The sequence below is a fragment of the Corynebacterium sp. KPL4015 genome (assembly GCF_040225725.1).
Taxonomy (GTDB): Bacteria; Actinomycetota; Actinomycetes; order Mycobacteriales; family Mycobacteriaceae; genus Corynebacterium; species Corynebacterium rhinophilum.
Map to the genome: position 1 here is coordinate 1 of NZ_JBEHGF010000003.1, position 21,672 is coordinate 21,672.

Below are 21,672 nucleotides of genomic sequence, written 5' to 3' on the forward strand. Positions count from 1 at the left end.
GGCCAACAGACCAATCAACACACAACCATGCACACAAAAATAAAAAATAAGTACATTGGCACACTATTGAGTTCTCAAACAACATCCACACACCACAAGAAAATTAACCAAACGTTAACCTCTCATCGGCGGCTCGCACTAACTTACCCAACAACCTGAACCAAGTCAAATCCTTGAATCAAGCCAGTACAAAAAGTCACTCAAAAATAACCAACCGGCTACCTCTCGGCGACTTGGATAAACCTACACCCCACTCCAAGAAACGCACAAATCCCCAGCACACACGAGAAAAATGCGTACTGGGGAAGGTTAATTAGAAGATTTCTTCTTCCTGCGTCCTTTCGATGGTGGCTCCAAGCCGCGAAAGGTTCTCCACAAAGTGGGGATATCCGCGGTCTATATGGAAGACATCGTGAACGGTCGTCGCTTCGTCGGCGCACAGTGCGGAGAGGACTAGGCCAGCTCCGGCACGGATATCGGAACTCCATACATGCGTAGAGGAAAGATGTTCCTTACCCCGTACCACCACGTGATGGCCATCCACTTGGGCATCGGCACCCAAGCGCAGCATTTCGTCCACGAAGCGGAACCGGGATTCGAAGACGTTCTCCGTGATCACGGTGGTTCCTTCGGCGATGGAGGAAATGCCGATGGCCATGGGCTGGAGGTCCGTCGGAAAGCCTGGAAAAGGCAACGTCTGGTAATCCACGGCGGTAGGACGCTTATCCATGCGCACGCGGAAGCCGTTTTCATAGGTTTCAATCTCTGCGCCGGCGGACTTCAGCTTTTCCAGCGGAAGGTGCAGGTGACGCGGAGCAATACCGCCAACGGTGATATCGCCTTGTGTCATGGCTGCGGCATAAGCCCAGGTGCCGGCCACGATGCGGTCACCAATGACCTCGTGCTCCGTTGGGTTAAGCCGGTCCACGCCGTGGATGGTGACCTCAGAGGTGCCTTCGCCTTCGATATTGGCGCCCATGGATTTCATCATCTCGCACAGGTCCACGATCTCGGGCTCGCGGGCGGCATTGTGGAGAACAGTAGTGCCCTCGGCCAAGACGGCGGCGGTCAAGATGTTTTCTGTCGCACCAACGGAAGGAAAGTCCAAGCGGATATTAGAGCCGCGAAGCTCGGAAGCTTCAGCGACCACGGCGCCGTGTTCAATGCGCGTGGTGGCGCCGAGTTTCTCCAAGCCAGTCTGGTGCATATCGAGCGGGCGAGAGCCAATGGCGTCACCACCGGGCAGCGCAACCTTTGCATGCCCGCAGCGCGAGGTCAGTGGGCCTAAGACGCATACCGATGCCCTGAATTGGCGGACCGCATCAAAGTCCGCGTTCGATTGCGGCGTCGCGGGGGTAGTAATGCGGACGGTGCTGCCATCGATTGTCACCTCGCAGCCCAAGCCTTCGAGCACCTTCTTCATCAAAGGTACGTCCAGAATCTCTGGGCAATTGGTCAGCGTCGTCGTCCCCTCCGCCAGCAATGCGGCGGCCATGAGCTTAAGGACGCTGTTCTTGGCGCCATCTACTTTGACGGTGCCTGCAAGGCGGGCACCACCGGAAACAATAAACTGATCTTTCACAGCTTTATACGCTACCGGTTATCAGGGCAACGCGCCGATCCGGCGGGCAGCATTGACGGCTTCGTAGCGAGTGTGTGCCCCCAACTTGCGCATTACGGAGCGTAGGTAGGACTTGACGGTTTCGGCGCCAATCCCCATTTCTTCCGCCGCTTCCACGTTGGTGTGGCCTAGCGCCACGCAGGAGAGGACGTCGAGTTCGCGGGCTGAAAGCTTGGTCGATTGCTTCACGCGCACAGGAGAGACCATCTGATCGCAAAGTGCCTCGAGTTCCTTGCGCAATTCCTCGTCCTCGACGCGACTGGCCAGCATGCGCAGCTTGGAGTGGGTGGAACGAACCTGTTCCCATTCCGCACCGTTCATGGCATGGCCGCGGGAGGCACCCCCCTTTCCGCCATCGGCGCGGCGCATCGCGGAGTTGACCGCGAGGTCTTGCTCCAGGGTCCGCGCCGTCATCGTGACTTCCTCGATGACCTTATCCCCCAGGCGCACTGGGGAGTGCACGCCAACATAGAGCACGCCGCGGATTTCACGCTGCACGGTAACCGGTACCGCAACGATCGAGTGCAGGCCTTCGTCTTGGATCACGCTGTCGTTCTCGTGGGAAATGGTGGTGGCACGCGTGTAGTCCGATACGCCCACCGCGCGGCGGGTGGTGATGACGCGCCCGCCGACGCCCACGCCGGCATCGATAAGCAGATTCTGTAGCGCCGGTGTACGCAGACCCACCCACTGGGTAATTTGCAGGCGATTATCCGCCAATAATGTTGCGTACATCGTCACTGGGATTCCGGTGGCGGTTTTGAGAGACGACAGTGCCGCGCGTACGGATTCTTCATCATCTTTGAGGCGATGCGACTCCATGAGACTCTTTCCTCGTCGGGGGTAACCAAGTAGGTGCACCCGATATCCCCGAAAACTTGGGGAGCAGCGGGTAACTACGTGGAATTATAGACAGCAAGTGGGGGTAATTCGAAATCGCCCCTTTGCCTCCACGGCCGCGAATCCCACATTTCATGCCCGAATGGGTAGTCTGTAATAAATATACCACTCTGTCTACTTAAATAGTGTATCCTTGCGCTTGTACCTGATTTGACCACGAATACGATTCCCAAAGGAGTCCTAATAAATGGCTATTTACAACAATGTCCTAGAGACCATCGGCGGTACCCCACTCATCCGCATCAACCGCTTGGCAGAGGGCAAGGGTGCCACCGTGCTGGCCAAGGTGGAGTCCTTTAACCCTGGTAACTCCGTTAAGGACCGCATCGGTCTGGCCATCATCAAGGCCGCCGAGGAGTCCGGTGACCTGAAGCCGGGCGGCACCATCGTTGAAGCTACCTCCGGTAACACCGGTATTGCTCTGGCATTGGCCGGCGCAACCTTGGGCTACGACGTTGTCCTCACCATGCCAGAGACCATGTCCAATGAGCGCAAGGTCCTGCTTCGCGCATACGGTGCAGAAATCATCTTGACCCCGGGCGCTGCCGGTATGCAGGGTGCAGTTGATAAGGCCAACGAGATCGTCGCCGAGCGCGGCAACGCCATCTTGGCTTCCCAGTTCGCTAACGAGGCCAACCCCAAGATCCACGAGGCCACCACCGGCCCGGAGATCTGGGACGACGCCGAGGGCAATGTCGATGCCTTCGTCGCAGGCGTCGGCACCGGCGGCACCATCACCGGTGCAGGCCGCTACCTGAAGTCCAAGAACCCAGACGTTTACCTCGCTGCCGTTGAGCCGGCTGACTCCCCTGTGCTGTCTGAAGGCCAGGCTGGTCCGCACAAGATCCAGGGCTTGGGCGCCAACTTCGTACCGGACGTGCTCGACCGCGAGCAGCTGGATGAGGTTTTGACCGCCTCCCTCGAGGAGTCCATCAAGCTCTCTCGCGCCCTTGCTACCGAAGAGGGTCTGCTGGTTGGTATTTCCGCCGGTGCAAACCTCTCGGCTGCCCTGAAGCTGGCTGAGCGCCCCGAGTTCGAGGGCAAGACCATCGTCGTTGTCCTGCCGGACTTTGGTGAGCGCTACGTTTCCACCGTTCTTTTCGAGGACATCCGCGAGGCATAATTAGCCCCGCAAACTAGTCCGTGAATAAAAGGCACCCGTCAAGCTTGGCGGGTGCCTTTTTGTGACCAGTACTATAGTCCGCATGAGCATTATTAAATATATCCGCGAAGATTTAGCCAATGCCCGGGATCATGATCCAGCCGCCCGCGGCGACGTTGAGAACGCGATGGTCTATTCCGGCCTGCACGCCATCTGGTCGCACCGCGTATCCCACTGGCTGTGGAAGCGTGGCGTGCGGGGTCCTGCGCGCATCCTGGCCCAAATTACCCGCTTTTTTACCGGCATTGAGATCCACCCAGGCGCCACCATCGGGCGCCGCTTCTTTATCGACCACGGGATGGGCATTGTCATCGGAGAAACCGCGGAAATTGGTGATGGCGTGATGCTCTACCACGGCGTGACGCTCGGCGGTCAGGTCCTCACCCAGACCAAGCGCCACCCCACGGTGGAAGATAACGTCACCATCGGCGCCGGCGCTAAGGTTTTAGGCCCCATCACCATCGGTGCCGGTTCCGCCATCGGTGCCAATGCCGTTGTAACGAAGGACGTACCAGCCGATCACATCGCGGTGGGCATCCCCGCCAAGAATCGGCCTTCAAATAGGCATGAGCGGGTCAAGCTCGTGGATCCGGACTACTACATCTAAATAGACTAAAAGCGGCCCACAGGCTTGTGTGGGCCGCTTTTTGCTGTGCTTAACCGCGCAGCAGGTCCTGGTATTCGGGGTTCTTGTCCATAAAGTGCGCCACGGCAGAGCAGGTGGCGATGACCTTCATGCCGGCAGCCCGAGTTTCATCGAGGGCCGCCTTAATCAACGGCGAGGACAGGCCCTGTCCGCGGAAGTCATCCCCGATGACCGTGTGATTGAACTCGCGGGTATCGCCGGAATCTACGTATTCGCAGATTCCTGCTTCCACACCGTCAACGGTAAGCACGAAGCGGGAGAAATCGGTCTGATGAGAAATTGCTTTTTCCATGTCCCCCATTAAACCAAAAATGGCCCCTCCTTGATAATAAGGAGGGACCATAGTTGTGGCCAGAGCCAGGATCGAACTGGCGACCCCACACTTTTCAGGCGTGTGCTCTACCGACTGAGCTATCTGGCCAGAAACCCGAAGGTTTCCGCGACCTTGACGGGACTTGAACCCGCGACCTCCGCCGTGACAGGGCGGCGCGCTAACCAACTGCGCCACAAGGCCATTTTCAATTTTGTGTGCCTCTTGGGCACGGGTAGTTACTTTACACAGCCGCCTAGAAACAACACAAATCAGCACTACAAGAGCAGTTTTCACGCTTTCCGATACCCCTGTACCAAGGTGGCACCAACAAGCAGCGGCCCAAAACCAAAAAAGAACAGTACCCGCCGAAGCGTGTACTGTTCAGACTGCGACCTTGACGGGACTTGAACCCGCGACCTCCGCCGTGACAGGGCGGCGCGCTAACCAACTGCGCCACAAGGCCAAATGAGAAATTATTTCGTACCAACACGATGGTGTTGGTACCCCCAACGGGATTCGAACCCGTGCCGCTGCCGTGAAAGGGCAGTGTCCTAGGCCGCTAGACGATGGGGGCCAGTCGCTTCTTGGCGACTTCTAGAAATATACTGGAGACATCACCAAGAAACAAAATCGCTCCCCCAGAAGGAGTTTTAACCATGTCTGAGCAGCAAAAAACCTGTTCCTGCCACGAGCCGGATATCCACGGATACAACGCCGATAGTAAGAGCAAAGCACGTTATCTGGCGCGCCTGAAGCGCATCGAAGGCCAAGCGCGCGGGATTCACCGCATGGTCGATGAGGACCAGTACTGCATCGATATCATCACCCAAATCTCCGCGGTGACATCCGCACTAGAGAATGTCTCTCTCGCGCTCTTAGAGGACCACATAGAGCACTGTGTGGCCGGTGCGGCGGCCGAGGACGGCGAGGTGGCCAAGGAGAAGCTAGCGGAGGCTATGCACGCCATTAAGAAGCTGGTAAAAAACTAGAAAAGGAGCCGCCCGAAGGCGGCTCCTGATGTGGGCCCTGTGGCGCACGAATTTATAACTTGCCGGACATGGGGTTCCCTGCAAATGAGGTGATCCCGGCAGACCCCCACGTGGGCGTGTTCACCTGCATCTGCGACTGACTGGCGATCTTCGTAGCAATGAGCCCCGCTATCGGCAAGACCACCCAGCCCCGGCGCGCAGCCACACGGTCTATAACTCCCGCCATTACCACACAATTACTAGGTACCGCTAACCTAACTATCGGTTCACTCCATCTTTCGATGGAACCGCTACGAGTTTTAAGGCCTAGCAGAATGACCTCTCTTTCCCCACCCAAGGCACCCCCAACAGCAGAAGCACATGCAACACCCGCACAGGCGGGCGTCACCAAGTAGCAGCGGTCCCGCTGCCTTGGGGGACTGCTCCTCATCCTCGCGCTCCTTCTCGTGAGCATCGCGATGAGCTTCGCCAACGGCTCCACCCCCGCCCTACTCCGTGGTGTGGGAGGCACTACACCACCAAGGAGACGCGCAGGCCATTAGCATTGTGTGGAAGCAACGCTGGCCACGCACGCTCGTAGCGAGCCTGGCAGGAATCGGCTTCGGCGTGGTGGACGCTCTTATTCAGGCGATCACCCGCACCCCTGGCCGACCCCGGCATTCTCGACGTCAATGCGGGTGCGGGCTTCGCCGTCACTCTCGGCGTGGGGTTCTTCGGGCTCAGCAGTGTCACCGGCTACATCTGGTTCGCGTTCCTCGACGCGGCTGCCACCACCGTGTTCGTCTACCTCGAGGGGGCGGCAAGCGGAGGTACCGTTCACCCCGCTACGCTCGTCCTCGCAGGTGTGACGCTGGGCGCGGCACTTACGGGACTTACGAGCTTCCTCACCCTCATCGACCCCACCACCTTCGATGCGGTTCGACACTGGGGTGTGGGTTCCACCGCAAGCGTGACCTTCGGGGATATCCGCAGCGTCCTGCCCTTCCTTACGGTGGGCATGGCGCTCCCCATTACGTTGTTAGCAGTTCCGCTTGAAGGAGCCCAGGATTCGTAACTCTGCCCCTGTGCAGGGGCAGGTTATGTTTGTCTGCGTTCCTTTTGCTTTTCTTTTTGAGGAGCAGTGGAACTAGTCGCTGGCTTCGGTATGGCTTATTTTCGTCCCTGTCTGACAATGATCCGGGGGGTGATGCCGCCGAAGGCAGTGACACACTCCAAACTGCTAATAGGAACCTGACCCACATCAAGTGTGTGAGGTCTCAAAGTAATGTGGATGCCAGCGTGAAGTATGTCCGACCACCAGCGATGAAAGAAGTCCCATACTCATTAAACTCGCTAGGAGGTCTGACATGGCCTACGACTATGTCATCGGAATGGATGTTGGAAAATACTTCCACCACGCCTGCGTCTTAGATAGCCACGGCGCCCAGGTCCTGTCCAAACGAATCAATCAAAACGAGCAGTCCTTACGCGCGCTCTTTTCGAATTTCTACTCTGGTAACAACAAGGTCCTTGTCGTTGTTGACCAGCCAAATAACATTGGCCGACTTACTGTCGCGGTAGCCCAAGACCTTGGAATTGATGTGCGCTATCTTCCCGGCTTGGCAATGCGTCAGCTCTCACACATCCATGCCGGAAACGCCAAAACGGACATCCGAGATGCCTACATCATCGCCCACGCTGCAAAGAACCTTCCAGAATCCCTTCGCAGTGTCGACCGCATCGAAGAAGCCTTCCTCAGTTGAAAGTCCTCAACGGCATCGACGAAGACTTAGCACGCTCCTACACCAGACTCATCAACCAGATTCGAAGCGCACTTGTTGGTTGCTACCCGCAATTCGAACAGGCCATTCGCGGCCAAATAATCCACCGCAAATGGGTCCTGCACCTACTTGCACGCTACGGCGGGCCCACCAAGATAAAACGCTTAGGCAAGGCCAAGGCAGCTGCCTTTGCTCGACGCTATAAGGCACGCAATCCCGAGCCAGTTATCGATGCGATATTCGCTGCCATTGCTGAGCAAACAGTCACCATTGCCGGTGCACACTATGCAGAAATGGGCGTAGCAATGTCAGCAAAGGACGCACTTTTAAAGCTCGAGCACCGCAAACAAATCGACAAGGAAGTCATCGAGCTCATCAACGACATCCCCCACACTCAAATCCTGCTATCCATGCCGGGAATCGGGCCGAAGACGGCTGCCCAAATTCTCATGACCGCGGGCGATATGTCCGACTTTCCGTCAGCTGGGCACCTAGCCTCTTACGCTGGCTTATCGCCCCGAACGAATCAGTCCGGAACCTCGATCATGTCGAATTCGCTGAATAGAGCCGGCAACAAAAAATTAAAGAACGCCCTATGGCAATCATCTTTTGCATCCATCAGATTCCACGAGCGTTCACGCCAATTCTATGAACGAAAGCGCCGTGAAGGCAAAAGACACAACGCCGCAGTCGTAGCACTCGCCCGCAGACGACTCAACGTCCTTTACGCCATGATGCGCAACCACGAGTATTACCACGACCCCGCCCCAGCAAAAGAAGCCGCAGCAGCTTAACCCCTAACAGTGAAACAAGCCGACTGGGCAAAATCCCAGTCGGCTACCAGTCGCGCGCAAAAACAACACACCTAAAAATCCCGAGTTAGGGATCCGCCCCCGTCCACCCCACCCGCGAGATTGACAAACTACATAGGAACACCCCCCGCGCTGTCGTAATCCCTCAACTCCATTGCGCTTGGGGACGATCTCGCGGCATCGCTCGGCACGAAGGTGGGACGTACCCGCGTGCTTAGCCTGATTGCCGTCACCCTGCTCGCGGGTTCTGCCCCGGCACTGACCGGGGACATTAGCTTCGTAGGTCTGATGATTCCGCATGTGGTGCGGTGGTTCGTAGGTCCTAATCAGCGGTGGATCATTGCCTACTCCGCCTTGGCAGCGCCCGTACTCATCCTCGCCGCCGATACTGTGGGGCGCATCGTTGCACGCCCCGGCGAGGTCGCAGCCGGCGTTGTCACCGCCCTCATCGGCGCGCCCGTTCTCATCGCCCTCGTGCGCAGAGGGAAGGTGAGTGGACTGTGAAAGAGACACAGCCTGAGCGCGTATCCCCCGGCTATCGCAGTGTTACTCTGCGTTCGCGCTGGTACTCGCATCGCATCCCGGTGCGGCTCGACGAGATCAGCGCGGTGCTTTTCCTCCTGGCCATCACCTTAGCCGCAATCTCACTCACGCTGGGCGAGTACCACCTCTCCTTCCCTGAGGTACTTCACGCGATCGGCATCGGTGGCGATAGCCCCCGAATCCACCGCGTCATCGTGAGGGAGTGGCGGCTTCCGGTAGCGATCTCGGCGGTATTCTTCGGAGCTCTGCTGGGCATAGGCGGTGCAATCTTCCAATCACTCACCCGCAATCCCCTGGGCTCCCCGGACATTATCGGCTTTGATGCCGGCTCCTACACCGCTGTGGCAATCACCGTTCTGGTGCTCGGATCGACGAGCTACTGGGGGACTAGCGGGTGCCGCTCTCATCGGCGGCGTCCTCACTACCCTAGCGGTCTATGGGCTGGCATGGTGCCGTGGCGTACAGAGCTTCCGACTCATCATCGTGGGTATCGCTATGTCCACCGCCCTCGGATCGCTGAACTCCTACCTCATCACCCGCGCGCTGGTAGAGGATGCCATGGTTGTCGGTTTTGGGCGGCGGGCTCGATTACTAGGGTGGAGTGGCAGGGACTCATCCCGGTGCTCATCCTGGGCACGCTCATCTTTGTGGCGGTTGCGCTGCTTGCCTCCTCCCTGCGCACGATGGAGCTGGGCGACGATGCCGCTACCACGCAGGACCTTCGGGTGCAGCGCACCCGCCCCCTACTCATGGTCGAACGCCCCCTACTCATGGTCGAAGGCGTGGCGACAACCGCGCTCGCCGCTGCAGCGGCGGGCCCTATCGACTTCATCGCGCTCACCGCCCCACAATTGGCACGGCGGCTCACCCGCACCGCGGGGTTATCCCTGATGACATCGGCGGCGATGGGTTCCGCACTGCTGACCAGCGCCTATATCCTTTCCCTCATCATCGCCCAGTTCTACCGACAGATACCGGTGGGTCTTATCACCGTGTGCCTTGGTGGCCTCTACATGATGTGGCTGCTCGTGCACGAGGCGCGGCGTCAATATGGCTCACCGCGATAAAGCACCACTAAGGCCACGAGGCATTTAGACACCACATAGGCCGCGAACTAACCGAAAGGTAGCTCCTCATATGCCCACTCATAATTCTGCCCGACTTCGCGCCCTGGATGCCACCATTGGTTACGACGGCCGCATTATTTCCACGGGTTTTCCGTCAACATTAATGACGGCTCTTTTACCGCCATTATTGGCCCCAGTGGCTGCGGCAAATCAACGCTGCTGCGCGCATTAGCTCGCATGCTGACTCCGGCCGCAGGCAGCATTATTCTCGACGGAAAAGAAGTGCCTTCATGGGCACCAAAACAGGTTGCGCGGGAATTAGGTCTACTCCCACAAACGTCTTTTGCACCCGATGGCATTACCGTGGCCGATCTCGTGGGACGCGGGTGCGGCCCCGTACCAGAGCCTCTTCCACAAATGACGCGACAGCAATGAGAAGGCCGTCTACGCGGCGCTCGCCGCTACCCGCACCCCGGAGATTTCTGAGCGGTCCGTCGAGGAGCTTTCCTGTGGGCAGCACTAACGCGTGTGGATCGCTATGCTACTAGCGCAGCAAACTCCCATCATGCTGCTCGATGAGCCTACGACATTCCTGGATATCTCGCATCAGTACGAACTCATGGAGCTGTTACGCACCTTCCATGGGCAGGGAAAACAATCGTGACGGTGCTGCGCGACCTTATTCAGGCGGCGCGCTATGCCGACCGCCCCGTGGTCATGCGTCAGGGAAAGATTGTGACCACAAACTCCCCCATGACGTGCTCACCGCCGAGCTCATGGAGGATGTCTTTGACCTGCGGTGCCCGGTAGTACCCGATCCGGTAACGGGCACCCCCGGTGGTACCACCCGACTCGCGAGCCTCTGCCAATTAGTCGTTTCCATGAAGGAAACCACCCATATAGGGTGTTTTTCTTTTAATAAAGAACCATGTATAAACCGGATTATCTCCACCTATGGAATAGTGTGATTTTGACACATATAATATCAATGTTGTCCAGAACACACATTTGATAGCGTGAGACTCAGTCCAGCCAAACCCCCTCGCCGTGAAATACGCGGCACTGTTGTTGTAGGAAAGGATTCCCTCATGCGCCGTTCAATTCTGCGCACCACCGCCGCTTTCTTTGCCGCCGTCGGCCTCACAGCCTCCGCCGCCACCATCTCGACCGCCAATGCCACCCTCTCCAGCAAGCCCGCACCGGCGGCGTCCGAAAGCCCTGTCCTCCCCTGGACGGATATGGGACCGCACGGCCCCTACGCCAAGGACATCATCAACGGCATGGCCAAGCAGGGTCTAACGGAGAATCTCACGCCCCCGAGCGCCAATATCGCCTGCACCCCTGCCCCCGGAGAGAATCCCGTCGTGCTCCTGCACGGCATGAACTCGAATGCATACCAGACCTACGCGGGCATGTCCTCGAAGCTAGCCGAGCTTGGCAAGTGCGTGTACGCCTTCAACGTGGGCAAGATGCCGGGCACCCTCACCCCGGATGGAAGCTCTCTCATCGGTAGCGTGCCCATCACCCGCGCCATGGCTCCCTTCGAGACCTCCGTGGCGCAGTTCACCAACTACATCAACCGCCTGAAGGAACAGACCGGCGCCACCGAGGTTGACCTCGTGGGGCACTCCGCTGGTGCCACCATCGCCACCGCCTACGCCAAGCAGGAGCAGGGACACGGCGTCGGCACCATCGTATCCATCAGCGGCGTGCTGCACGGCACTTCCCTGCTAGGAGTTTCCTATGCTCTGGAAAAGCTCAACGCCCTGAATGGTTTCGGCGATAACCTCATCACCCTGGCCGTAAGCCCCAGCACCCGACAGTTGCTGCAGCACAGCGACTACATGGCGCAGCTCAACGAGGGCGGGATTGAGGTTCCCGGCGTGCGCTACGCCTCCATCTCCACCCGCTTCGATGAGGCCGTGACCCCGCTGGCCGCGAGCCAGTTCACATCCCCGGAAGCTACCAACCATGTGTTGCAGGACGGGTGCTCTCTGGATGCCTCCGAGCACGTGGGCATCACGTATTCTCCGCGCGCGATAGCATTGACCGCTAATGAGCTAGGTCGCAACGTCGAGGTGCCGTGCACCCCGGTGACAGGATTTATTGATGGTGGCTCCTCTATGGACGCCGACTGGCTCCCCAGTATGGATGACATCGTGAACCCCATCGCGGAGGGTTCCTCTAAGTTCTAGGGTCGCTCTTTACCCCCCCTTTTATAGCCCCTCTACTCCTTTCAGTTCATCGCGGCAGGACGCGAAAACTGCAAGGAGTTCCGCTTGTTATGTGCCAGACACCGAAAACTACTTTTAGAACAGTGGTGGCTCATCCCGGCAACACTGGTCATAGATCATCCCGATACTGCGGGCGTTCACAGTACAAACAGCCGTGCGCCGCTGCGTCATACTGCGGGCCCACCGCGCTCATCTGGTTCCGTGGTTTAGTACTCCCAGCGTGCCCGTCAATGCCATTAAGATTGAGGTACTCCGCTGCCCCACAGGCCGTGCCATCTCCCAGTGCGTTTTCAGAAAGCCATATCCCCTCCTGCGCGGGGCTCAATGGTTAGTGCGAGGTCGCCGTGGTCTTGGAGTTATGGCGCTGCGTCATCGGGTTGGGTGTCCTCTCGCATCAGGTCAGTTGAGGCGGCGCCGGAAAGCCCGGAAAGAATGGAAAACATAGAGTGAAACAACAAAGCTGGGTGATATCGGACCACTGCTTACCCATCGAGGTATCACCCTTAACGTCATCCGGCACCGTCATGATCTTGAAGCCCAGATCCTCAAGGATTTGCGTCTGCGGGGCTTCCTTAGTCAGGGCAGCAGCACCGGAGTTGTCACCGAACACCATGAACGGCGAGACCTCATCGCTCGGCACCTCGATCTCGTCCTTGGCTTTCTTCATCCGCTCGTCGAAGTCCTTGATGACTTCTCGGCCTCTTCTTCCTGGCCGGTGGCCTTGCCCAGCATGGTGGTCACGTCTTGCCACGGGGAGCCGGAGTAATCCACCACCATGACCGGGGCGATCTTGCGAAGCTCATCCACCTTGTCAAAGACGGAGTCGCCGGAGTTCTTTGCCACGATGATGAGGTCGGGGTCGTAGTTCACGACGTTTTGGATCTTCGGCTCGGCGTTCTCCTAGAGCTTGGCGAGGTCCTGCTCCTTGGCTTCCTTCGACCACGGATCGAAGAAGCCCTGATCATCCGACAAGCCAGCGCTATTGGGAACGGTCGCGCCAGACGCCACCACGGGGGCGTCGATAGCCAGCAGGGAGCCGGTGAGGGTGGTGGAAGTCGAGATGATGCGCTTCGGCTTCGAATCCAGCGTCAGATCCCCAGCATCGGTCTCGACAGTGCGCGGCCACTGCCCTTCATCGCTGCCGGAGGAGCTATCCGACGAGGCTGAGGAATTTTGAATCGTTAGCATCACTGGAATCGCTGGAGCTGCAGGCCACCAAACCGAAGCCGAGGGTCAGCGCTGCGCCCACGGCCACGGCAGCCCATGCAACACGGGAAGTACGAGTACGAACAGTGCGAGTCGTCATTAATATCTATCCCTTCTCGGAATGTAGTGGGGTTTGTCATGCATCGCCCAGCAGCCTTTGACTGAAAGAACAGCAACATTAGGCTAGCCTTGCATACGAAAGTTTTACTTTTGCCCCTTGCAGAATTCCGAAAAATTACCAAAAAGCGCAGGATAAAGACGTGCCTACTCCCCCTTCACGCCCCGCCCTGCCCATACGAGGCCCGGTTGATATTCAACGACTCGACCTACAGGCCGTGTATCGCACTCCACTCATCGAGCGGCTCTCCCAGGACACCGCACAGAACAAGAGCGCCTCACAAGCCACAGGCACCGCACAGGAGAAGTATCTACTCACCGTGGCGCGCCCTACCGACACAGCGGAGCAGCGCGCCCTGCTCTTTCTCGACTCCATCCCCCACAGCAACCGGAATGATGCCGAATCTTTTCTTCCCGAGCAGGTGACAGTCGCCGGGGTTCCATGGCACGTCGGCACATTCGAACTTTCAGCACCGCTACTGACGGGGCCGGGTACATGCTGCTCGATGAGCGGCATTTCGAAACAGGTAAAGAACGCCGCTTGTGGCACTCAGCACTCAAGCGCTACATACCGCTGCTCCCCACCCACGACATCGCTTCGCTCTGCGAGTTGGAACTCCCACCGGCATCCCACTCGGGCACGCCTAGCAGTGCTTCTCCTGGGCCAAATCCGTTGCGCTCCCCCTATCACCGCACAGCCCGTAGCTCCCCACATCACTAAAGGCACAGGCACAGGCACAGGCACAGGCACAGGCACAGGCACAGGCGAGTATCACCAAGGGCTCTGGCACTCAGCGCATATGGATGTGCTGCTGCGCGCAGCCGAGGCTCGCGCGGATATTCCTCCTGCTGCGGTTCTCTTCTTTGGCCTGCTGATGTCGCCCACCGCAACGACATTCTGAGGGCACTGGAGCGCGGCGATGTCTTCCTCACCAAGGAACTCCTTCCCTGGGCGCAGCGCTTCTCCCCTGTCCTCTTGCCCGCGCAGCGAATTATTGCGGGGGCATCCTTAGGCGATTTCTTTGCGGCGGGAACGGTACACCGCATTCCCGAGGTCGTATCGCACGCTATCGTGCAATCGGCAGCTCTCTGGTGGCCTGATCATGGAATGGCTGAACTGCGCGCCTGACAAACGAGGACATTAACCCGCACGTGCGGGTTTTCCATGAAGTTGATTCCCTCGAGCCTTTCCCATTGGAGGAAAATCGCGAATTCGCTGCTGCACTCCGCACCACGCTAGGCAGCCGCTCACACGCCCGCGAATACCCCGGCGGGCACGACTACATGTGCTGGCGCAGGGGCATCAACGATGCCCTCCGCTGGTTCAACACTTCTCTGTAACGCGACTCAATCTTCCTCCAGCCATACAGTGGAATTACTAGTCGAAAATCGCGTTAAGTAATAGTAACTGTTAGGCCCACCCCTAGGCCCAACAATGGCCAAAACCGGCACCTCAGAAGAACAACTGAGATGCCGGTTTGTCAACAATGTCGCGACTGACCTGTCAAGCATGTCGCGACTCATGACAGATGTGGGCCCTGTGGGGATCGAACCCACGACCTGCGGATTAAAAGTCCGTAGCTCTACCAACTGAGCTAAAGGCCCAACGTGGCTCTATATTAGCGTGTTGACTTTTAGATCTCCTAATTGGGTGTATTCGTCTGAGTCCTTCGCTGAAGAATACCCACACAAAACGGGAGGAGGGCCTCCTAGCTGGAATACCCTCCTTTTATAGTCCGGTCAGTATTAACCGCGCATGTCACCCTTTTCTAGAAAGTTAACCTGGAAGTCGAAGGCGGTCTTCAAGTCGTGCGGGGTGTGCTGGAACTTGTTTTCCTTCGCACGCTCGTAGTACTCCTCCAACAGCGGACGGTAGTCCGGGTGAGCCACGGCGATGATCTTCTCTACGCGCTGCTTTGGAGCCAAGCCACGCAGGTCAGCCACACCGTATTCGGTGATGATGACCATGGTGTCGTGCTCGGTGTGGTCGGTGTGGGATACGAACGGAACCAGAGCGGAGATGGCGCCATCCTTCGCGATGGACGGGGACACGAAGGTGGAGATGTACGCGTTACGGGTGAAGTCACCAGAGCCGCCGGTGCCGTTCATGATGCGGGAACCGGACACGTTGGTGGAGTTGATGTTGCCGTAGATATCTCCCTCGATCATGCCGTTGGAAGAAATCAGGCCGACGCGGCGGATGACCTCAGGGTGGTTGGAAATCTGCTGCGGGCGCAAGATGATGTGGTTGCGGTAGCGGTCTGCTTCCGCGTTCATCTTTTCTGCGTACTCCGGCGACAGCGCGAAGGAGGTTGCAGAAGCCACGGTCATCTTGCCGGCATCGATGAGGTCCAGCATGCCGTCCTGGATAACCTCGGTATATGCCTGAATGTTTTCGAACTTGGAGTCCAAAAGACCTGCCATCACGGCGTTCGGCACGTTACCCACGCCGGACTGCATGATGAACTTGTCGTACTCGAGGCGGCCTGCGGCAACCTCGCCCTCCAAGAACTCGATGAAGTTAGCGGCGATCTTCTCAGAGGTCTCGTCCGGCTCGCGGAATGGAGCGTTGCGGTCTGCCGAGTTGGTCTTGACCACTGCAACGACCTTCTCCTCGGGGATCTCCATGTAGGTGGTACCGATGCGGTCACCCGGCTTGTTAATCGGGATGGGCTGGCGGTTAGGCAGCTTGTCGATGCGGTAGATGTCGTGCATGCCCTCGAGGTTCTCGGACTGCCACTCGTTGATCTCAATGATGATCTTGTCTGCGGCCTCGACGAACTCGAGGTTATTGCCCACTGCGGAGGACGGCACGATATTGCCTTCCTCAGTAATGCGTACCGCCTCAATGATGGCTACCTGGAAGTCACCGTAGAAGCCCTCTTCTACCTGCTGGCCCAAGTGGGACAGGTGAATGTCCTGGTAGAGCGCGGTGCCATCGTTGAACTGCTTACGCAGTAGCGGGTCAGAGTTGTATGGGGAGCGGAAGTTAATGGCCTCTGCCTCTGCCAAAACACCGTCACAGTCAGGGGCGGTAGAAGCACCGGAGAAGAGGTCAATCTTGAACTCTTCGCCCTTTTCGTGCAGCGCCTTCGCCTTATCTGCAATGGCGGTAGGCAAACCCTTGGGGTAACCTGCACCGGTGAAGCCGGAGATTCCTACGCGGTCACCATTGTTGACGTACTTCGCAGCCTCCTCTGCAGAAACTACGAGCTTCTCAAACGGGGCGTATGCGATTCTATCGGACAACTGTCATCCTCCTTCATATACGAGTAGACCGGTGTTACGGCCAACCCAATTTAGTTACACAGACCACAGTAGCGAAAATTAACGTTTTCGCCACCATCATTTTGTGACTTTCACCCCAATAATGGGATTCCTCGGTGGCCGCCACCTTCGTTTCAGTTGCTAAATTCCGCGGTTAACGAGCACAATTAGGGCGTGAATTTGCGCATTGGAAACTATGACCTCTCCTCCCCTGTCATCCTCGCTCCCATGGCGGGGGTAACCAACGTCGCCTTCCGCACGTTGTGCCGGGAACAGGAGCTGGCCCGCACCGGAACGGTGTCGGGCTTGTATGTCTGCGAGATGGTCACCGCGCGCGCCCTAGTGGAGCGCAACGAGAAAACCATGCACATGACCACCTTTGCCCCGGATGAAGATCCGCGTTCCCTGCAGATTTATACGGTGGACCCGGAATACACCTATAAAGCAGCCAAGATCATCGTGGATGAGAACTTGGCTGATCACATCGACATGAACTTTGGCTGCCCCGTTCCCAAGGTAACTAGGCGTGGCGGCGGCTCTGCCCTGCCTTATAAGCGCCGTCTCTTTGGCAATATCGTCTCCGCCGCGGTCAAGGCCACCGAGGGCACGAATATCCCCGTTACGGTGAAGATGCGCGTGGGCATTGATGACGAGCACCATACGCATCTCGATGCCGGGCGCATCGCCGTAGATTCCGGCGCCGCCGCCGTGACCCTGCACGGTCGCACGGCCGCACAGCGCTATTCCGGCGATGCCCGGTGGGATGAGATCGCTCGGCTCAAGGAACACCTCGCGGATACCGGTGTTCCGGTGCTGGGCAATGGCGATATTTTCCGCGCCGATGATGCCCGCCGCATGATGGAGGCCACCGGCTGCGATGGCGTGCAGGTGGGCCGCGGCTGCCTGGGCCGGCCGTGGCTATTCGCGGAGCTGGGTGCTGCCTTGCGCGGCGAGTCCATCCCCGCCGAGCCCACCTTAGGCAAGGTCACCCAGGTAATCTTGCGTCACGCAGAGCTACTCGCGCAGCACGAGGGTGAAGATCACGCATCCAGGGACATCCGCAAGCACATTGGCTGGTACCTGCGTGGCTTCCCCGTCGGCGGGCAAGTGCGCGCCGGCTTGGCCAAGGTGGATTCCTTAGAGAGCCTGCGCGAATTGCTGGCACCCTGGGCAGATTCTGATGCTTTGGCTGCCGATGCCGATGGTGCGCGCGGGCGCCAGGGCTCGCCTTCTAAGGTCGCGCTTCCCGATGGCTGGCTCGATGACCCCGAGGATGAATTCGTTCCGGTCGGCGCCGATATTTATAACTCCGGCGGCTAAAATCGCACAGATGTGACTCAGCAAGCATTTACCCGGTTTGTGAGCTATCATTTTCTGCATGCGTACTGCCTACCGTGAACATCTGGACAACTTCTCGCACGACCTCATCGTCATGTGCGATACCGTCCGCACCATCATGGATAAGGCCTCCCAGGCGCTGCTCGATCGCGCACTGGAACCCGCGGAGGAAGCGCTCAGCCTTACCGAGGAACTCGATGAGATCCGCTCACGCTGCTCCGAACGCGCGGTAAAGCTTTTGGCGTTGGAAAACCCCATGGCTCAGGATCTGCGCCAGGTGGTGTCTTCCATCTATATTGTCGAAGACCTCTTCCGCATGGGTCAGCTGGCCCAGCACATTGCCGATGCCGCGCGCCGCCGCCACCCTGAGGCCGTTGTACCCGCTGAATACCTCGGGTTCATGGAGGAGATGTTCCGCTTAACCCAGGAAATGGGTTCGGTGGTACACGATATTTTAGTCACCCCAGATGCCGAGCTATCCGTTAATCTGCGTTCTGATGATGATGCGGTGGACGATATTAACCATCATCTGCTGCGCATTCTCACCCAGCGCGAATGGAACGGAACGGTGCGCGAGGCCGTAGAGACGGCGCAGATTACCCGCTACTACGAGCGCTACGCGGATCACTGCGTCTCCGTGGCTGGACGTATCATTTACTTTGCTACCGGCCTATTGCCGGAAGAGTTTGAAAAGAAGCTCCAAGAGGACCAAAAGGATGCCGAGTTCGAGGCCCGCATGAGCGAATTAGAGCGCCAATTCCGCCGCTAATAAAACTGCCACAAGGGCGGTACCTCCCTGCGCTGGAGGTACCGCCCTTTTCGGACAATCAGAGTCTACTTTTAACCGAAGCGGCCAGAGATGTAGTCTTCGGTCTCCTTCTGGGAAGGGTTCTCAAAGATGCGGGTGGTTTCATCGAACTCCACCAGGTGGCCCGGCTTGCCGGTGGCTTCTAGGGAGAAGAAGCCGGTCTTATCTGACACGCGGGCAGCCTGCTGCATGTTGTGGGTCACGATGACGATGGTGAAGTTTTCCTTCAGCTCGTGGATAAGGTCCTCCACGGCCAGGGTGGAAATCGGGTCCAGTGCGGAGCAGGGCTCGTCCATCAGCAGGACTTCTGGTTCCACGGCAATCGCGCGGGCGATGCACAGGCGCTGCTGCTGACCACCCGAGAGGCCGCCGCCCGGCTTATCCAGGCGGTCCTTGACCTCGTCCCAGAGGTTGGCGCCGCGCAGGGACTGTTCGGCTACTTCTTTGAGCTTCTTTTTATTCTTCTCACCAGACAGCTTCAGGCCGGCAACGACGTTGTCCTCGATGGACATGGTGGGAAATGGGTTGGCCTTCTGGAAGACCATGCCGATGGTATTGCGCACGGAAACTGGGTCGACCTTGGGACCGTAGATATTGGTGCCATCGAGCAGGATCTCGCCCTTGACGGATGCGCCAGGGATGACCTCGTGCATGCGGTTCAAGGTGCGCAGCACGGTGGATTTACCGCAGCCGGACGGGCCGATGAAGGCGGTCACGGCTTGTGCCGGGATCTGCATATTTACGTTCTGTACGGCGTGGAAATCACCGTAGAAAATATCGACGTCATTGAGCTCGAGCTTAGACATTGTGGAGGTTTCTCCTCTAGAGGGGTGTATAAGTGGCGGAATCGTGTGCGGCTATTTCTTGACCGAGAACTTCGCGGAAATTACTCGCGCCGCAATATTGAGGATGGCGATGAGGATAACCAGCGTCAGTGCTGCGCCCCACAGCTTATCCAGCACGGCGGGCTGCGCGCCGGCCTTGTACATATCAAGCATCATCAGCGGCAGCGAAGATTGCGAGCCCTTAAACGCGTCCCAGTTGATGACCGAGGAGGAACCAACCAAGACCAGAACTGGGGAGGATTCACCCATCACGCGGGCAATGGCCAGCATGATGCCGGTCACGATGCCGGATAGGGCTGTCGGCAGCACGATGCGTGCGATGGTCTTCCACTTGGGCACGCCGAGGGCATAGGAAGCCTCGCGGAGGTCCATGGGGACCACGCGCAGCATCTCTTCGGTATTGCGCACCACGATGGGGATCATCAGCAAGACCAAGGACAGGGCGACGGCCAAGCCGGAGCGGCCAAAGCCGAAGAGCGTGATCCACATGGCGAAGATGAACAACGCTGCCACGATGGAGGGCACGCCGGACAAGATGTCCACCATGAAGGTGGTGGTACGGCCGAGCCAACCACCCTTGGAGTATTCCACCAAGTAGATGGCGGTAAAGATACCGATCGGAATGGACAGGATGGAAGCCAGGGCGGTTTGCACGAAGGTACCGACGATGGCGTGTGCGGCACCGCCGCCTTCGGCACTATTCATCACGCCGCGCTGGGACAGCGTCCACCAGTCAGCGGAGAAAATCACGCTGCTACCGCGAGAGATGAGCTCCCACAGTACCCAGATCAAAGGGACCATCGCCAAGGCCATAGCGCCCCATACAACGACGGTGGCAATGCTATTGGCCGCTTTGCGGGAACCGGAGATTTCCAGGAAGGTTGCCCCGCCAGCGGAGGCGGGCTTGTTATTTGTCGTAGTAGTCATTGTTGTCCTTCCTTACTTGCTCTTCACGATGGCGCGGGCAATGGCGTTGACCACAAACGTCAGCAAGAACAGCATCAAACCGGCGGCGATATAGGCACCGGCGCGCGTCTCGTTACCGAACTCGGCCGCGGCGAGGGCGATGGCGGTAGCGAAGGTGGTACCGCCATCGAAAAGCGAGAAGCGGAAGTCCACCAGCGGCGAGACCACCATGTACAGCGCCATGGTCTCACCCAGAGCGCGGCCCAAGCCCAGCATGGAGCCGGCGACGTAGCCGGACATGCCGAATGGTAGGACGGTCATGCGGATGACTTCCCAGCGCGTAGCGCCCAGCGCCAAGGCGGACTCGATCTGGCCCGGAGGGGTTTGCACGAATACCTCGCGGGCGGTAGCGGCGATGATCGGCAGAATCATCACGGCTAGCACGATGCCACCGGTAAAGAGGTTGCGGCCGGTAGCAAAGGCGGGCGAATTATCGTATTGGGTAAACAGGAAGAACCCGCCGGCCCAGGATTCCAACCATGTGTAGAAGCCGGACAGGGCCGGTCCGAGGACCTGCCAACCCCATAGGCCGTAGACGATGGACGGCACTGCGGCCAGCATGTCCACCAAGAAACCCAGCGGCTTAACTAAGCGGGCTGGGGCGTAGTTGGACAAGAAGATGGCAATCGCAAGTGCGACTGGCATGGCCAGAAGCAGGGCGAAGACCGAGATGAGGACGGTAGTGCCGAACATGGTCGGGATACCGAACTTCATCGCGGAAGTATCGGTGGTCTCCCAGCGTTCACCGTGGGTGAAAAAGCCCAATAGTCCATTCTCGTTCACGCTGAGCGCAGGAACGGCACGCCAGATAAGGAAGGCGGCAATCGCCGCGATCATCACGGTAATCAGCGTGGCAGAGGCCGTGGAGAGGAATTCGAAAATGCGGTCACCGGGGCGCTTGACGGAGCTACCGGAGCTGGAGGTAGCCAAGTCATTCTCGTTATCGCCACGGGTATGAGGCTGTTCGGCGCCAGAGACAGGAAGGGCCTCCGAGGTCGATGCCTGGGTGAGATTATTGTCTGCCATGAGACGTACTAATCCTTATTTGAAGTGGAACAAAGGGACATACGATGTACAT

The 21,672-nt window shown here is 58.3% G+C and carries 20 protein-coding genes, 5 tRNA genes and 4 pseudogenes; 13 read left to right on the plus strand and 16 right to left on the minus strand.

Going from position 1 to position 21,672, the window contains the following annotated elements; genetic code table 11:
* Positions 1-313: 313 nt before the first annotated feature.
* Together murA and ramA are read right to left on the minus strand one after the other, a co-directional pair.
* Positions 314-1,582, minus strand: coding sequence for a UDP-N-acetylglucosamine 1-carboxyvinyltransferase (gene murA, locus ABRP64_RS01610; protein ID WP_284770392.1), 1,269 nt, complete (start codon positions 1,580-1,582; stop codon positions 314-316).
* A 21-nt stretch (positions 1,583-1,603) separates the two neighbouring features.
* Positions 1,604-2,443, minus strand: a complete 840-nt coding sequence (gene ramA / locus ABRP64_RS01615; RefSeq protein ID WP_349865175.1) for an acetate metabolism transcriptional regulator RamA — start codon at positions 2,441-2,443, stop codon at positions 1,604-1,606.
* A gap of 265 nt (positions 2,444-2,708) precedes the next feature.
* On the opposite strand from ramA, the gene cysK reads away from it, so the two are divergent.
* Complete coding sequence (gene cysK, locus ABRP64_RS01620; protein ID WP_284770391.1) at positions 2,709-3,644, plus strand: cysteine synthase A; 936 nt, start codon at positions 2,709-2,711, stop codon at positions 3,642-3,644.
* Between the two features lie 82 nt (positions 3,645-3,726).
* Positions 3,727-4,290 carry a serine O-acetyltransferase EpsC gene (gene epsC / locus ABRP64_RS01625; protein WP_284785892.1) on the plus strand — a complete coding sequence of 188 codons (564 nt, stop codon included), beginning with the start codon at positions 3,727-3,729 and terminating at the stop codon, positions 4,288-4,290.
* A gap of 49 nt (positions 4,291-4,339) precedes the next feature.
* Here the strand turns inward: epsC and ABRP64_RS01630 are convergent, their stop codons facing one another.
* The 5 genes from ABRP64_RS01630 to ABRP64_RS01650 all read right to left on the minus strand — a co-directional run bounded on the left by ABRP64_RS01630 (position 4,340) and on the right by ABRP64_RS01650 (position 5,216).
* On the minus strand, positions 4,340-4,621 hold the full coding sequence (locus tag ABRP64_RS01630) for a GNAT family N-acetyltransferase (RefSeq protein WP_349837133.1): 282 nt from the start codon (positions 4,619-4,621) through the stop codon (positions 4,340-4,342).
* A gap of 56 nt (positions 4,622-4,677) precedes the next feature.
* A tRNA-Phe gene (locus tag ABRP64_RS01635) sits at positions 4,678-4,750 on the minus strand.
* Positions 4,751-4,769: 19 nt separating this feature from the next.
* Positions 4,770-4,843, minus strand: a tRNA-Asp gene (locus ABRP64_RS01640).
* Between the two features lie 188 nt (positions 4,844-5,031).
* Positions 5,032-5,105, minus strand: a tRNA-Asp gene (locus ABRP64_RS01645).
* 35 nt (positions 5,106-5,140) lie between these two features.
* Positions 5,141-5,216: transfer RNA gene (locus ABRP64_RS01650), tRNA-Glu, on the minus strand.
* Positions 5,217-5,298: 82 nt separating this feature from the next.
* On the opposite strand from ABRP64_RS01650, the gene ABRP64_RS01655 reads away from it, so the two are divergent.
* The 7 genes and pseudogenes from ABRP64_RS01655 to ABRP64_RS01685 all read left to right on the plus strand — a co-directional run bounded on the left by ABRP64_RS01655 (position 5,299) and on the right by ABRP64_RS01685 (position 12,008).
* Entirely contained in the window at positions 5,299-5,631 is a 333-nt protein-coding gene (locus ABRP64_RS01655) for a metal-sensitive transcriptional regulator (RefSeq protein WP_023023790.1), read from the plus strand.
* Positions 5,632-6,289: 658 nt separating this feature from the next.
* Positions 6,290-6,685 carry an iron chelate uptake ABC transporter family permease subunit gene (locus ABRP64_RS01660; protein ID WP_349865261.1) on the plus strand — a complete coding sequence of 132 codons (396 nt, stop codon included), beginning with the start codon at positions 6,290-6,292 and terminating at the stop codon, positions 6,683-6,685.
* A gap of 292 nt (positions 6,686-6,977) precedes the next feature.
* Positions 6,978-8,185 (plus strand): annotated as a pseudogene (locus ABRP64_RS01665) (IS110 family RNA-guided transposase).
* 159 nt (positions 8,186-8,344) lie between these two features.
* Positions 8,345-8,707: pseudogene (locus tag ABRP64_RS01670) on the plus strand (FecCD family ABC transporter permease); the annotation flags it as partial.
* Positions 8,704-9,813: pseudogene (locus ABRP64_RS01675) on the plus strand (FecCD family ABC transporter permease). The pseudogenes ABRP64_RS01670 and ABRP64_RS01675, both read left to right, overlap by 4 nt.
* A gap of 70 nt (positions 9,814-9,883) precedes the next feature.
* Positions 9,884-10,781 (plus strand): annotated as a pseudogene (locus ABRP64_RS01680) (ABC transporter ATP-binding protein).
* 120 nt (positions 10,782-10,901) lie between these two features.
* On the plus strand, positions 10,902-12,008 hold the full coding sequence (locus ABRP64_RS01685) for an esterase/lipase family protein (RefSeq protein ID WP_284782746.1): 1,107 nt from the start codon (positions 10,902-10,904) through the stop codon (positions 12,006-12,008).
* A gap of 433 nt (positions 12,009-12,441) precedes the next feature.
* Here the strand turns inward: ABRP64_RS01685 and ABRP64_RS01690 are convergent, their stop codons facing one another.
* The 4 genes from ABRP64_RS01690 to ABRP64_RS01705 are packed head-to-tail and all read right to left on the minus strand — an operon-like array spanning position 12,442 to position 13,353.
* Positions 12,442-12,714: a hypothetical protein gene (locus ABRP64_RS01690; protein WP_284782744.1), complete on the minus strand. Its 273-nt coding sequence runs from the start codon at positions 12,712-12,714 to the stop codon at positions 12,442-12,444.
* On the minus strand, positions 12,711-12,929 hold the full coding sequence (locus tag ABRP64_RS01695; RefSeq protein ID WP_284782751.1) for an ABC transporter substrate-binding protein: 219 nt from the start codon (positions 12,927-12,929) through the stop codon (positions 12,711-12,713). Before ABRP64_RS01695 ends, ABRP64_RS01690 begins: the two co-directional genes overlap by 4 nt.
* Positions 12,930-12,947: 18 nt before the next feature.
* Positions 12,948-13,235 carry a hypothetical protein gene (locus ABRP64_RS01700; protein WP_284796565.1) on the minus strand — a complete coding sequence of 96 codons (288 nt, stop codon included), beginning with the start codon at positions 13,233-13,235 and terminating at the stop codon, positions 12,948-12,950.
* Positions 13,198-13,353 (minus strand): hypothetical protein, encoded by a 156-nt coding sequence (locus tag ABRP64_RS01705; RefSeq protein ID WP_284782739.1) that lies wholly within the window; start codon positions 13,351-13,353, stop codon positions 13,198-13,200. The genes ABRP64_RS01700 and ABRP64_RS01705 overlap by 38 nt, the downstream gene beginning before the upstream one ends.
* 924 nt (positions 13,354-14,277) lie before the next feature.
* Here ABRP64_RS01705 and ABRP64_RS01710 point away from each other — a divergent pair.
* On the plus strand, positions 14,278-14,499 hold the full coding sequence (locus tag ABRP64_RS01710) for an alpha/beta hydrolase-fold protein (RefSeq protein ID WP_349865263.1): 222 nt from the start codon (positions 14,278-14,280) through the stop codon (positions 14,497-14,499).
* 23 nt (positions 14,500-14,522) lie between these two features.
* Positions 14,523-14,711 carry a hypothetical protein gene (locus tag ABRP64_RS01715; protein WP_284782737.1) on the plus strand — a complete coding sequence of 63 codons (189 nt, stop codon included), beginning with the start codon at positions 14,523-14,525 and terminating at the stop codon, positions 14,709-14,711.
* Between the two features lie 191 nt (positions 14,712-14,902).
* Here ABRP64_RS01715 and ABRP64_RS01720 read toward each other — a convergent pair.
* Positions 14,903-14,975 (minus strand) — tRNA-Lys (locus tag ABRP64_RS01720).
* A 141-nt stretch (positions 14,976-15,116) separates the two neighbouring features.
* Complete coding sequence (gene scpC, locus ABRP64_RS01725) at positions 15,117-16,619, minus strand: succinyl-CoA:acetate CoA-transferase ScpC (RefSeq protein WP_284782734.1); 1,503 nt, start codon at positions 16,617-16,619, stop codon at positions 15,117-15,119.
* Positions 16,620-16,811: 192 nt separating this feature from the next.
* Here scpC and dusB point away from each other — a divergent pair, with 192 nt between their 5' ends.
* The gene (gene dusB, locus ABRP64_RS01730) at positions 16,812-17,957 is read left to right on the plus strand and encodes a tRNA dihydrouridine synthase DusB (protein ID WP_284805863.1); all 1,146 of its coding nucleotides are present in this window, start codon (positions 16,812-16,814) and stop codon (positions 17,955-17,957) included.
* A 58-nt stretch (positions 17,958-18,015) separates the two neighbouring features.
* A complete protein-coding gene (gene phoU, locus ABRP64_RS01735) occupies positions 18,016-18,744 on the plus strand; it encodes a phosphate signaling complex protein PhoU (RefSeq protein ID WP_284770386.1) in 729 nt (242 codons plus the stop codon).
* Positions 18,745-18,815: 71 nt separating this feature from the next.
* On the opposite strand, the gene pstB is transcribed toward phoU, so the two are convergent.
* The 3 genes from pstB to pstC are packed head-to-tail and all read right to left on the minus strand — an operon-like array spanning position 18,816 to position 21,620.
* A complete protein-coding gene (gene pstB / locus ABRP64_RS01740) occupies positions 18,816-19,589 on the minus strand; it encodes a phosphate ABC transporter ATP-binding protein PstB (protein WP_005279626.1) in 774 nt (257 codons plus the stop codon).
* Positions 19,590-19,640: 51 nt separating this feature from the next.
* Positions 19,641-20,555, minus strand: coding sequence for a phosphate ABC transporter permease PstA (gene pstA, locus ABRP64_RS01745; protein WP_349865177.1), 915 nt, complete (start codon positions 20,553-20,555; stop codon positions 19,641-19,643).
* Positions 20,556-20,567: 12 nt separating this feature from the next.
* Positions 20,568-21,620 carry a phosphate ABC transporter permease subunit PstC gene (gene pstC, locus ABRP64_RS01750; RefSeq protein WP_284770384.1) on the minus strand — a complete coding sequence of 351 codons (1,053 nt, stop codon included), beginning with the start codon at positions 21,618-21,620 and terminating at the stop codon, positions 20,568-20,570.
* Between the last annotated feature and the right edge of the window lie 52 nt (positions 21,621-21,672).